This is a genomic window from Pectobacterium aroidearum, assembly GCF_041228105.1.
Classification (GTDB): Bacteria; Pseudomonadota; Gammaproteobacteria; order Enterobacterales; family Enterobacteriaceae; genus Pectobacterium; species Pectobacterium aroidearum.
On record NZ_CP166097.1, the window covers coordinates 4,390,115 to 4,403,249 of the forward strand.

The following is a 13,135-nucleotide window of genomic DNA, read 5'->3' on the forward strand; positions in this document are numbered from 1 at the left end:
AATACCGTAGACCGATAACGGGCAACTCAGTACACATCGCGTACGTAGCGTTTATCCTGCGCCATTTTTGCCACATAGGCTGCCGCTTGCTCACTGTTCATACCGCCATGTGCCTGCGCAACCTGCCGGAGCGCCAGATCCACGTCTTTCGCCATACGGCTGGCATCACCGCATACGTAGAAATGCGCCCCCTCCTCCAGCCAGCGCCATAGTTCAGCGCCCTGCTCACACATACGGTGCTGGACATAAATTTTCTCGTGTTGGTCGCGAGAAAAGGCCGTATCCAACCGATGCAGATAACCATCACGCTCTAGTTTCTCCAGCTCCTCACGATAGTAGAAATCGGTCGCCGCATACTGCTCACCAAAAAATAGCCAATTTTTACCTTGTGACTTCGTCGCCTGACGTTCTTGCAGAAAAGCCCGGAAAGGTGCGATACCCGTGCCAGCCCCCACCATGATGATGGGCGTATCAGGGTGTTGAGGAGTGCGAAAATGGGCTGACTTTTGGATGAAAATAGGCACCGTACCTGACTCTGCCGCGCGGTCAGCCAGAAAGGTTGAACATACGCCGCCACGTGATTGCCCTTCAACACCATAACGCACCGTCGAGACTGTCAGGTGGATCTGATGCGGGGTAACTTTTGGGCTGGACGAAATCGAGTATAAACGCGGCTGCATGCGCTTAAGTACGGTTAGCAATTCGTCAGCCTGAACCTGAATCGGAAACGCCTGTAGCAAATCGACAATCTGCCGTCCCCACAGCCACTGTTTGAGTTCCTCCTTACGTTCCTCTTGCAACAGGTCGGCCAGTGCCTCATGACCCGAGCGTTGACTCACAAACTGCAAAAACTCCGGCGTGATACGGGCAATCTCGACATGCTGGGATAACGCCTCAGCCAGCGTCATGTCGCCTTTATCCTTGACGGTCACCACGGTAGCAGGCGAAAGCTTGAGCACTGAAAGCATAGTGTTCACCAGCTCAGGGCTGTTCGTCGGCCAGACGCCGAGCGCATCGCCCGCTTCGTAGCTCACATTGCTGTCTGCAATATCAAAGGCGAATTGCCGGGTTTCTTTTTCCGCTCCAGGCGCATTAAGCCGCTGGTTGATGACAAGGCGGGCGGGCAGAGGCGCATTCCTGCTAAAAATGGGAGCCGATGCCGCAGTAAGCACCGGCACGTCGGCGTCATCCTCGTCAGCCACTGTCACCATTGCAGCGATAGCGGCCCGATTCGCCGCTGGCGCAGGTACTCCTGCAAGCGCGTTGACCATACTGTCGAGCCAGGCTGTTGCTGCCTCCTGATAATCTGGTTCACAGTCGATTCGTGCTAACAGACGCTGTGCCCCCAGCGCCTCCAATCGAGCATCAAGCCGGCGGCCAAAGCCGCAAAACTGATCGTAGTTTGAATCTCCCAATGCCAACACGGCGAACGCCATTTCCGTCAGTCTGGGGGCCGTTTCCGCCTGCAATGCCGTCCAGAAATTCATGCCATTATCGGGAGGATCGCCGTCACCAAACGTGCTGGCGATAAAGAGTACACGCGGTATCGCAGGCAAATCAGCAATCGTGACGCTGCCCATCTCAGACAGCGTCACGGTATGCCCCTCGGCTTTCAGGCGTTCAGCGCACTGTGCCGCGAAACTTTCCGCATTGCCGGTCGACGATGCCCATAAAACCAAAACGGGCGACGGTGATGATGCTGGAACCATGGGCGCGACAGGGGCCGTCGCTGGCAGAGCAGCAATACCGCCATCAGACAACCAGGTTCGGGCAAAAAGCCCTGCCAGCATGCCGTCGAGCATCAGGCGTCTGGAAGGTTCCAATGGTGCCGTGGCAGGCAGTACGGGTACGCCACCAGCCAACCGTGATGCATCGGTACGCAACGCGGCAATGTACCCTTGCAGATAGTGCTGTTCGTGCGCACTCAGCGTCAGCGTTGGAGGAACATCCAGACCGAGTAGCGTGGCCAGCGCATCAATGTGTTTCATGTCGAGCTCCTTGATATCGTTGTTCGGCGTGCCCACTTCAGCCTGTTTCGATACGGGCAACGCAGCCGGATGGCTCTCCCGCTCAGGGGAAATGCGCGATACGGGTTCAGCGATCCGAGTCAATGCCACGGCGCAAAACTTGAATTCAGGCTGTTGGGAAATAGGATCAATGGCATCGCTGGTGACTGCATTAATGGCCAGATCGTCACCAAAGACATCATTCCAGTGGAAAGGCGCAAAGCAGTTTCCAGGACGTACGCGATCGGTGACAACGGCAGGGAGTACCGCATGTCCCCGGCGTGAACGCACTTCCACACGATCCTTATCGTGAATGCCAAACGCGCTGGCATCTTCAGGATGCACTTCAATGAAAGGCCCTGGGTTGAGCTTGTTGAGCGTCGGAATCTTTCCGGTTTTCGTCATCGTGTGCCACTGGTGCTGCAAGCGACCGGTATTCAGTACAAACTGAAAGTCGTTATCCGGCATCTCGGCGGGTGACATATGCGGTCGGGGGAGGAATATCCCTTTACCGCTTTCGGTCGCAAAAACAAGCCGTGGCCGCGTGCCGTCTGGTAACGCTTTTAGCGTTTGACTCACGCCGTCGTTGAGGTAGCGAACGGGATGACGATGGTTGTCATCATCTGGCGGACAAGGCCACTGCAATGGTGCCTGCCGCAAGCGATCGTAGCTGGCGCCACGAATGTCATAACCGGTTTTGGGGTTCCATGCCTGCTTGATTTCTTCAAACACCTCAGCGGCCGAACCGTAGCTAAACCCTTGCGCATAGCCCATCTCGCAGGCGACTTTAGCAATGATTTGCCAGTCAGCCATCGCCTCGCCGGGTGGATCAACGGCCTTTTGCATCAGCGTCAAATTCCGCTCGGAGTTAATCATCACGCCCTCTGCTTCAGCCCACAGTGCGCCGGGCAGCAGAATATCGGCATAACGATTGGTTTCGGTATCGAGGAAGGCGTCTTGTGTGATGACCAGCTCGGCGGCTTGCAACCCAGCAATCACGTTCTTGCGATTAGGTACCGTCGCAACCGGATTGGTACAGATAATCCAGCATGCCTTGATCTTACCCGCCATCATGTCTTCAAACATGGCTACGGTGCCCCCACCCAACTCGGTGCGTAAGGTGCCAGCGGGTACGTTCCAGAGCGCTTCAATAGCCGCACGATCTTTCTCTACCAATACCGAGCGTTGCCCCGGTAACCCCATCCCCATATAGCCCATTTCGCGTCCGCCCATCGCATTGGGCTGTCCCGTCAGAGAAAACGGGCCACTGCCGGGGCGGCAAATCGCCCCCGTGGCTAAATGCAGGTTACAGATCGCATTGGTATTCCAGGTACCATGCGTGCTCTGGTTAAGCCCCATCGTCCAGCAACTCATCCACGCCGACGCGGTGCCGATCCATTCTGCCGCCTTGCGGATATCCGCTTCCGGCAACCCAGTTATCTCCGCCACCGTCTCAGGACGATAGTCGTTAAGGAAAGCGGGCATCGCTTCCCACCCTTCGGTAAACTCGGCGATAAACGCAGGATCGGTGTGTCCGTTCTGGACAAGCAGATAGAGCAGGCCGTTGAGCAACGCTAAATCCGTGCCGGGCTTGATGTGCAGGAACAGGTTCGCTTTGTCCGCGGTGGCATTACGGCGTGGATCGACCACGATGAGCTTGGCCCCTGCTTTAACGCGATCCATCATCCGCAGGAACAGGATCGGGTGGCAGTCGGCCATGTTCGCCCCGATGACAAAAAAGACATCGGCGTGGTCAAAATCCTGATAGGAACCCGGCGGCCCATCCGACCCCAGAGAGAGCTTGTAGCCGCTCCCCGCGCTTGCCATACAAAGGCGTGAGTTTGACTCAATGTTATTGGTACCGATAAACCCCTTGGCAAGCTTATTAGCCAGATATTGAGACTCCAGCGACATCTGACCGGAGACATAAAGCGACACCGCGTCAGGGCCATGAGTATCAATGATCGTCCGTAGCCGCCGTGCGGTTTCCTTAATCGCCTTATTCACATCAACCCTGACCGATTCGTGCTGACGATCCGCCCGCAAGTAGGCATGTTCCAGCCGTCCTGATTCGGCAAGCGCCTGACCACTGGTATTTCCCTTCGTGCATAGTCGCCCGAAGTTGGTGGGATGCGTCTTGTCGCCTGACACCTTGATCACGCGATTGTCTTTTACCTCCATCACCACACCGCAGCCGACCCCACAATAGGGACAGACACTCTTCACACACGTTGAGGATTTGGCATTCATGGCTGCCTCCTATCGGATTAGCGTGTCACAGCCCCGCGAAAGCAGTGCTGCAACGGGCAAATCCAGACATAAAAAAACGTCCACATCCTCCTGCTCTCGCCGTAATGCGAAAAGCATGATGATGTGGACGCCGTTGTCCTGACCGAGGCTTCACTCACCGTTGAGGTAAGCCAGCGGAGTTGCTATGCGTTAATAAGCAAATTGCATGCCACCGCTGTGTACCACCAGATATAGCGAGGAGGAACGTAAAGCAATGGAGACCCGCGTAGCCCGCTTGCATCACGATGGTGCAGATTAAGAGGGCTCGCGTGCATTTTTGGTTCATCTGCCATCAGGCGATAGCACGACGGTGAAGAAGAACCGGTATGCCATATCAACATGGTCTACCGGCTTGATGCGGGGAACACAGGCTAAGTCAGAGACCGATCGGCTGGTAACCCTGCCATTCCGGTGTGAAGGGGGTGCCAGTTGCACAAGGTGTCAGATGAATATACAGGCCGCCGATTTTTTCCAGCAGCAGGCAGTCATCCACATCCTTAAGGTTGTCTTTATGCTGATGCAGCGCGCCATTCAGGAGCGATGCCAATCCTTTCGATTTTGCTTCTTGTGCACTCTTCGCCACAAATAAATCGAACGCATGCAGCTCCGCCAGCGTTGACGGATGGTAAGCGCCGGCGTTAACAAAAAAGAGTCGGTTGTCGTCCGCAGGCCGCGTGTCAGAAAGGGTAACGGTATAACCATCCGCCCATACCACGCGCGCATACCCATCAATATGCACTTTATCGGGGTCACCAAACCACGCGTCCCGGAGCGCGGGCCACGCATCCTCTGGCTTCTCAGCCGCCACAAACTGGATATCGTGAACTTCGATATTCGACTTCCCCGCATTCCCTCCCAGGTAAAACATATACAGATGCACGGTATTTTCTCCTTATATGACGTCAGGCATCGGCTACATTATCTCACATTCGTTATATTTTTTTATATATAGCGATAAAGCCAGAAAGCGCTCTGCCTTTTCCTTGAGGGCCTCCCATCCTCCCATGTAGTGCCGATGTGGCACCCACAGAGATGTCGTGACCGGAGTCACATAACCAGACGGGGGCATTGCCGCAGAAATTCAGGATTGTATAGTGGTCTGATAAGACGTTACCGCCAATGGCGGGCGAGACTTGGGCAGAGGTGAGTAGTGATACTCTCTTCTGCCCAAGTTTTTTTTTGCCTGTCATTCGGCGGTTCCCAGCACGGAGCCACAGGCCGGCGCAGCGTAATGATGTAGAAAACGATGAGGAGAAATACCATGAAAGCATTCCCCGACGGATTTTTATGGGGCGGTTCAGTTGCAGCAAACCAGGTTGAAGGGGCATGGAATGAAGACGGTAAAGGTGTTTCCACCTCCGATCTTCAGCTAAAGGGCGTACATGGCCCGGTGACGGAACGCGATGAGAACACGAGCTGCATCAAAGATCGGGCAATCGATTTTTATCATCAATACCCGCAGGATATTCAGCTGTTTGCCGAAATGGGGTTCAAGGTGTTGCGCACCTCGATTGCCTGGACGCGCATTTACCCCGAAGGCGATGGGGCAGAACCTTGCGAAGCCGGTCTGGCCTTCTACGATCGCCTGTTCGATGAAATGGCAAAACATCAGATTCAGCCGCTGATTACGCTGTCGCATTATGAAATGCCGTACGGTCTGGTGAAAAAACTGGGAGGCTGGGGCAATCGCGCCATCATCGACCATTTTGAGAAATATGCCCGTACCGTTTTCAGCCGCTATAAAGACAAGGTGAAGTACTGGCTGACCTTCAATGAAATCAACATGGCGTTACACTCGCCCTTTACGGGCATCGGGCTGAGCGGCGAACCCTCGAAGCAGGAGATTTATCAGGCGATTCACCACCAGCTGGTTGCCAGCGCACGCGCGGTAAAAGCCTGCCATGACCTCATCCCGGATGCCAAAATCGGCAACATGCTATTGGGCGCGGTGCGCTACCCCATGACCTGCCATCCGAAAGATGTGCTGGAAGCGCAGAATAAGAACCGTGAATGGCTATTCTTCGGTGATGTGCAGGTACGCGGCACCTATCCGGCCTGGATCCAGCGCTATTTTCGGGAAAATGGCGTCGAACTCACCATTACCGCGCAGGACAAAGACGATCTGAGCCACACCGTAGACTTTGTCTCCTTCAGCTATTACATGAGCGGCTGCGCAACCTTCGAGCCGGAGAAATATCAGTCCTCACGCGGCAATATCATCCGCCTGATTCCTAACCCGCACCTTGAGGCGTCCGAATGGGGCTGGCAGATCGATCCAGAAGGTCTGCGTTTCCTGTTGAACGAGCTGTATGACCGCTATCAGAAACCACTGTTTATCGTGGAAAACGGACTGGGTGCACGCGATGTGGTGGAAGAGGACGGCAGTATTCACGACAGCTACCGTATCGATTACCTGCGTCGCCATCTGCTCCAAGTGCGTGAAGCCATCGACGATGGCGTCGAGCTACTGGGCTACACCAGTTGGGGTCCGATCGATCTGGTCAGCGCGGGAACAGCGCAGATGTCAAAACGCTACGGCTTTATTCATGTGGATCGTGATGATGACGGCAAAGGCACGCTGGAGCGTCGGCGCAAAGACAGCTTCTACTGGTATCAGGATGTGATTAACAGCAACGGAAAGTCGCTGTAATCCTATAGAACATAAGATAATAGAGAAAATCAGACGGCGTGTTCACATTGCGCCGTCTGATTGATGCCGATGGATTATTTATCCATCAGCTCTTTGAGGAGCGGTTCACTCTTTTTCACCGCTTCGTTCGAAGCTTTCACCTTCGCTTCTTTACCCACCTGATCGGGGATGAACCCGGCGAGAATCTCCTCGTGGTTATACCCTTTCAGCCATTCGCGCGGGAATGGCGCTAGCTGTTCACCAGCACCTTCATGGCGGTAAATCTGCCCTTGTCCTGTACGTTGGTTATACGGGATCACGTTTTTGCCCTGCCTATCGCCCAGTTCTTCATACAGCTTTTTGCGCAGCGCGATTTTGACATTCACGATCTTCTCATCGGTAGAATCGATCAGGTTGTGCTTCTCTTCCCGATCGTTCTGCATGTCATAAAGCTCTTCTTTATCCCAGACGCCGTAATATTGGATGTATTTGTATTCCGGCGTGCGGATCGCAAACGTGGTTGGCGTCTGCGGGAAGCTGTATTCCCAGAAGTATTCGTAGACGAAGTAATCTTTACGCTTCGGCACATTATAGCCATCCAGACCCAGACGCCAGAAGCTCTGCCCGTCGTAATGCTTCGGCGCGGCAATGCCTGCGGCTTCCAGAATGGTTGGTGCTACGTCGATATTTCTGACGATCTCTTCCACCACTTTGTCTTTAGCGAAGCCCGGCCCGGAAGCAATCAACGGCACGCGGATCGACTCTTCATAGGCATTCCGCTTATCGATCAACCCATGTTCGCCGAACATAAAGCCGTTATCCCCCATCACCATGATAATGGTGTTCTTATCCAACCCCTGTTTTTGCAGCCAGTCGCGTACGCGCCCTACGCTGTCATCCACCGAACGCAACGTTTCATAGTAGTCACGCTGATACTGCTGAAGGTCCATATCCGTGTTATAGGGGTAATCCACGCCGTGCCAGCTGTTACGCTGGTTCTTCACCCACATCGGCTTACCAGCATAGTTTTCCGGCGTATCAGCATAGGTATCTGGCAGCGGGAAAGTTACCTCTTTCATACTGCCACGGTGACGTTTGGCGGGCAGAAAGTCGGAGTGAACGCCTTTATGTGACAGGTACATCATGAACGGCTTTTTCTTATCAAGCGTGTTCAGCCAGTCTACGGCGTAATCCGTCAGTTCATCGGTGATATAGCCTTTTTGCGGCACCATCTTGCCATCAATATTGAGCATGGTCGGCTTGCCATAGTTATCAATCGGATAATAGCTACCTTGCCCCAGCAGCCCTACCCAGCGATCAAAACCGGCAAAGCCTTTCGTGGCCGTTTTATCCGCGCCACCGAAGTGCCACTTACCAAAGAAACCGGTCTGATAGCCTTTGTCGCGCAGCAGCTCCGGGAAGTAATTCAGATGAGAGAGATCGGACGGATTGTTATCCGATACGCCATGATTATGCACGTACATCCCCGTCAGGATACTGGCACGGCTAGGGGAGCACAGCGAGGTGGTCACGAACGCATTCTTAAAATACGTCCCTTCTTTGGCGATGCTATCCATATTCGGCGTATGGATGGCCGAGTTCAGGAAACCAAATGCGTCGTAACGCTGATCGTCAAGAATGATGTAAACCACGTTGGGTTGCGCTCCCCCCGCCGACGGCACCGTCGTTGACGGAGAAGCTGCAGCGGCAGTATGTACCCCCGCCGCTTGCATACAGGCCAGCGTCATCGCGGCCAGAAGTCTATTTCTTTTCATCGTCTTTCCTTTTTTATGCCATCGCTTCCACATCCAATGAAAGCGATGGCGTCAATAAGACTGTTTTCACCACCTGACTTTCACATCAGAAAATAAATGTTGCTGTTAACCAGGTGGCATCATCCGTATTAAGTCCCAGAGGGTTGTTATCTTTTAGTAAATTAACGCTATATTCCGCAGACAAACTGAAATTAGCGTTAAGAGGATACGACACGAACAGAAGTGCATTTCGAACCAGTAACGCATCACCAATACCGTCCAGATTTTTTGCTTTCGATTCCCGGTATCCCACAGCCGTGGTTAATTTAGACGGGAAGCGATAACGTATTCCCGCTTCCAGATTTTGTGCTTTATTCGCAAATCCGGATATTTTGCTGCGGCGGTTATTAACAAACTGCATATTTTCGGTTTCGCCATAAAATGCGCCGATATACCAATTTTCCGGCTGCCAGGCCATTCCAACCATCCAGCCGTCAGCGCTGTCGCCCTCACCGTAATCAGCCTGCTGCTGTTTTAGTGTACGCTGTGATAACGCCCAGGCTGCGCTGAATTCCAGCGGGGCTGACGGTATAGCGTACCCGAATGCGATACCGTAACCGTTACCGTTTTGCGTATTAACCGAACGGCTGCCTTCGTTCTTCCCTTGATATTGCAACCTCAGTTCCCCACCGGGAATAAAGCCAAACAGATCGTTATTCTGCCAGGTCAATATTCCCGTTCCACGTTTCCCCATAAAGGTATCCGGCGCATAGGTTCCTCCGCCGTTTATCGGGAAAATCATCGTGGTATATTGCGGATAAGCCAGAACGCCATCATTACGCCCATAGCTGATGCTGCCCCAATATTTCTCATTCAGGCCAGCATAGGCGTAACGGGTATAATCCGTCGGCGCGGCGCTTTCGGGTTCAAACGCATTAAAATCATGCTCGAATCGGCCATAGCCATATAGCGTCTCCGTGATTTTCGTTTCCCCGTGAATGTTCATCCTGAACCGAACTTTATCACCATCAATATTCTCGTTATCGCTAATAATCCTACGCGCGATAACGCGACCATCGAGGTACAGCTTATTTCCCTCTTTATTGTAAATCTGGGCCGCTTCTGTGAATGTTTGACACAATAAGAGTAAGGTACAGAAAAGTCCCAGCTTCAGTTTTTTATTATTCATCGTGATGACCTATTTTTATGGTTATTGAAAAAAAGCAAATAGGTTTCCAATGTCTATACCTTAAATAATTCGAGTTTCAGGCAGGCGGCAAGCGAAGGCATCCCGATGAGCTTACTCAAGTAAGTGATTCGGGTGACTGAATGCGGCCAACGCACATGCAACTTGAAGTATGACGGGTATAAATGACATTATTATAAGAATCCCTGGTGTTTGGCGTAGCAATGCCTCCTGCCTAGGCAGGAAATTATGCAAAGCTATTAATTCAGCGTTATGATAATGACTGAAATTACATCAATTAATAAAATTCTGCTTTTATATTCCTCCTTATCTTCTTCATTGATTCCTGACGTCCCAATTGCACGAGCAAGGAATTCATACGTGGTAATACATGGAATAAGTGCGTTTTAAATCCATCACAAAAATAGTTTTTATTCGGTCGTCCATCGCTAGAAATTTCAAACCGATGCTTCGGGCAACCGCCATGACAAACGGCTTTTACTTCACAACTCAGACAATCTTTACTGATATTCTTTCGTTTATTCTCACCAAAGGCGAGGTTTTGCGGCGAATTCACCAGCGACGCTAGATCGTCCTGATTAATATTGCCGAGTTTATTTTCTGGATAAACGAAATGGTCGCAGGAATACACATCGCCATTCGCTTCAACAATCAGATTGCCGCCGCAGGTCTCGTTGATAACGCAGGCGCTAAGCTGCCCGGTCATTTTGGTCAGCGTTTGCTCAAAGTTCATGACAAACACATTGCCCAGATCGTGCTGAACCCAATAATCAAAAATCGTATTCAGAAAACGACCATAGGCTTTGGCAGGCACTGACCACTCCGTTACGCTGCACTGGCCCGAAAAATCCGGCTGAATCAGCACCAGTCCGTTATCGTCCGGCTTTGCAGCGCGGCGCTCCACCAGCGGAATGAACTGCATGTAACGACTGCCGATGCGTTTAAGAAACTGGTAAACATCCAGCGGGCGTTTCACATTTTCCGCATTCACCACGGTCAGGGTATTAAACTCGACCTTGTGACGCTTCAGCGCCTCCAGCCCTTTCATCACATCATCAAAGGTGCTTTTCCCTGCTCGCGTGAGACGATGGGCATCATTGCTGATACGGTCACCGTCGATCGACAACCCCACCAGAAACTGGTTCTCTTTCAGAAAACGCGCCCAGTCGTCATCAATATTGGTGCCGTTGGTCTGAAAGAAGTTATTGATCTGCTTTGTGCCGCGGTAGTGGTTCTGTAATCGCACTGCTTCACGGAAGAAATCGATGCCTAGCAGCGTCGGCTCTCCGCCTTGCCACAGGAAATCAACGACGGGTGCCTGCTGGCTGCTGATGTTCTTTCGCACATAGTTTTCCAGCGTATCGCCATCCATCTTCCAGCGGCTTTTCCGATCTGGATAAAGGTGTTCCTTCTCCAGATAAAAACAGTATGAGCAATCAATATTGCACACGGATCCTGAAGGCTTGGCCATCAACTGAAAATTGGCAATGGATTGACTCATGGGCACCTCGACTTAATTTACTGGCTACACGATAGTCTCTTTTCGTGAGAGATAGTCTCTTTCCTGAGAAAATCACCGCCGACCTCCTGGCCGGCGGATCGTTTGCGATTACAGATCGAACAGCGGGGGTTTCTTCTCACCCAGCAACTGCTCATAGGCCCGCGCTTTTTCTATCAACGCCCGATAGCGATCCGGCTCTTTAGCCGACAAATCATGCTGTTCAGAAACGTCATCGCGCAAGTTGAACATAAGCGGTTTTTCCAGATCGACCGGAATGCCCGCTTTCTTGTCACGGAAGACCACCTTGTAGTCGCCATCACGGTAGGCATCCATTTTGCCCCAGTAGAAATACGGCATGAAGGTACGCGCACTAGGCTTTCCATTCAGGAAGGCGGCGCTGAGATCCACGCCGTCCAGATCGCGCTGAGCATGTTGGCTACCGGTGATCTTCATCAGCGTTGGCAGAAGATCCAGCGTACTGCCGATGTCATCCACCACTTTCGGCGCGATATGCGATTTCCAGTTCACGATAAACGGAACACGCTGCCCCCCTTCAAATACAGTACTTTTACCCGAACGCAGCGGCAGCGCCGAACCAGCCAAACCGTCTTTGTCATACTGCAACCACGGGCCGTTGTCGGACGTAAAAATCACGATGGTGTTTTCCGCCAAGTTGCTCGCTTCCAGCGCCTGATAGATCTGCCCCACCGACCAGTCGATCTCCAGCATCACATCACCGTAAGGGTTATGCCCTTTGCCTTTAAATTCCGGCGAGGTAAACAACGGTACGTGAGTCTGCGGGTAAGCCATGTACATAAAGAACGGCTTATCTTTATTGTCGGCAATATACTGCACCGCCTTGTTCGTCACATCCTTGGTAAAACTGGCCTGCTGGAAGCCCTGCGGTACGGCGTAATCGACCTGCTTTCCGTTGTCTTTATAGGAGTGATAAAGCGGCACGTTCCAGTATTCCTGCTTCGGTGAGCGGTTGATCTCTTCCATTTTGCTCAGCAGTTCACGCCTTTTCGGATCGCTGCTTGCCAGACGATTCATCTCCACCTGATCGACAACGGTGCTGAAGCGATCGTTGCTGGTCGGGATCCCATACCACTCATCAAAACCGTGGCGTGTCGGGAACGCGTTCGACTGCGTCCCTAAGTGCCATTTGCCGTACATGATGGTGCGATACCCGTTGTGCTGGAGTGATTCCGCTATGCTGACTTCATCATCGGGGAAACCATCAGGATCTTCATCCAGGAACACGCCGGGGATTTTCGTGCCGTATAGCCCCGTTTTAGTTTCGACGCGGCCCGTCATCAATCCGCCGCGGCTGGGGGAAGAGATCGCTGACGAGACATAAAAATTGGTCCAGCGCTGTCCCGTTGCTGCTAGTTTATCCAGATGAGGCGTCGGCGTTTTCGCGCCCTGTACCGACATATCGGCCCAGCCCATATCATCGGTAAACAGGATGATCACATTCGGTTTCGTTTGCGCCGCCGCAGCGGTGTGCCACAGCGTTGGCCCAGCCAGCAACGCCGTCGCGATAGAGAGTGCCATGACATGTTTCTTCATTATGTTTCATCCCCAGAGTGTTGTTTTCGTTTTTCTCAAGGCAAAAAAAAACCTGATCGCCAAACGACACAACGGCCGCTTGCCAATCAGGTTTCACCCATGAATAACATTCTCTACGTCATGCTTCATGGTCATGTCCTGAAGGTAGTTTTACTCACTTTCTGAACTGCATACAAA

General features: G+C 52.4%; 7 protein-coding genes. 1 reads left to right on the forward strand and 6 read right to left on the reverse strand.

Translation table 11 applies throughout. From position 1 onward, the window contains the following. Positions 1-26 precede the first annotated feature (26 nt). Together AB8809_RS19775 and AB8809_RS19780 are read right to left on the reverse strand one after the other, a co-directional pair. On the reverse strand, positions 27-4,256 hold the full coding sequence (locus AB8809_RS19775; protein ID WP_349855330.1) for a sulfite reductase subunit alpha: 4,230 nt from the start codon (positions 4,254-4,256) through the stop codon (positions 27-29). Between the two features lie 415 nt (positions 4,257-4,671). Then, positions 4,672-5,175: a DUF1543 domain-containing protein gene (locus AB8809_RS19780; RefSeq protein WP_349855331.1), complete on the reverse strand. Its 504-nt coding sequence runs from the start codon at positions 5,173-5,175 to the stop codon at positions 4,672-4,674. Between the two features lie 381 nt (positions 5,176-5,556). Here AB8809_RS19780 and AB8809_RS19785 point away from each other — a divergent pair, with 381 nt between their 5' ends. After that, positions 5,557-6,945 carry a 6-phospho-beta-glucosidase gene (locus AB8809_RS19785; RefSeq protein ID WP_349855332.1) on the forward strand — a complete coding sequence of 463 codons (1,389 nt, stop codon included), beginning with the start codon at positions 5,557-5,559 and terminating at the stop codon, positions 6,943-6,945. A gap of 74 nt (positions 6,946-7,019) precedes the next feature. Here AB8809_RS19785 and AB8809_RS19790 read toward each other — a convergent pair whose 3' ends face one another. The 4 genes from AB8809_RS19790 to AB8809_RS19805 all read right to left on the reverse strand — a co-directional run bounded on the left by AB8809_RS19790 (position 7,020) and on the right by AB8809_RS19805 (position 12,958). Then, positions 7,020-8,699 (reverse strand): sulfatase, encoded by a 1,680-nt coding sequence (locus AB8809_RS19790; protein WP_349855333.1) that lies wholly within the window; start codon positions 8,697-8,699, stop codon positions 7,020-7,022. Positions 8,700-8,784: 85 nt separating this feature from the next. After that, on the reverse strand, positions 8,785-9,867 hold the full coding sequence (locus AB8809_RS19795; protein ID WP_349855334.1) for a porin: 1,083 nt from the start codon (positions 9,865-9,867) through the stop codon (positions 8,785-8,787). Positions 9,868-10,162: 295 nt separating this feature from the next. Beyond that, on the reverse strand, positions 10,163-11,386 hold the full coding sequence (locus AB8809_RS19800) for an anaerobic sulfatase maturase (RefSeq protein WP_349855335.1): 1,224 nt from the start codon (positions 11,384-11,386) through the stop codon (positions 10,163-10,165). A 108-nt stretch (positions 11,387-11,494) separates the two neighbouring features. Next, on the reverse strand, positions 11,495-12,958 hold the full coding sequence (locus AB8809_RS19805; RefSeq protein ID WP_349855337.1) for a sulfatase-like hydrolase/transferase: 1,464 nt from the start codon (positions 12,956-12,958) through the stop codon (positions 11,495-11,497). Positions 12,959-13,135 lie beyond the last annotated feature (177 nt).

Excerpts from the sequence above, each read along its gene's own strand:
- AB8809_RS19790 (WP_349855333.1), bottom strand. The coding sequence starts at position 8,699 with ATGAAAAGAAATAGACTTCTGGCCGCGATGACGCTGGCCTGTATGCAA.
- AB8809_RS19795 (WP_349855334.1), bottom strand. The coding sequence starts at position 9,867 with ATGAATAATAAAAAACTGAAGCTGGGACTTTTCTGTACCTTACTCTTA.
- AB8809_RS19785 (WP_349855332.1), top strand. The coding sequence starts at position 5,557 with ATGAAAGCATTCCCCGACGGATTTTTATGGGGCGGTTCAGTTGCAGCA.
- AB8809_RS19775 (WP_349855330.1), bottom strand. The coding sequence starts at position 4,256 with ATGAATGCCAAATCCTCAACGTGTGTGAAGAGTGTCTGTCCCTATTGT.
- AB8809_RS19805 (WP_349855337.1), bottom strand. The coding sequence starts at position 12,958 with ATGAAGAAACATGTCATGGCACTCTCTATCGCGACGGCGTTGCTGGCT.
- AB8809_RS19800 (WP_349855335.1), bottom strand. The coding sequence starts at position 11,386 with ATGAGTCAATCCATTGCCAATTTTCAGTTGATGGCCAAGCCTTCAGGA.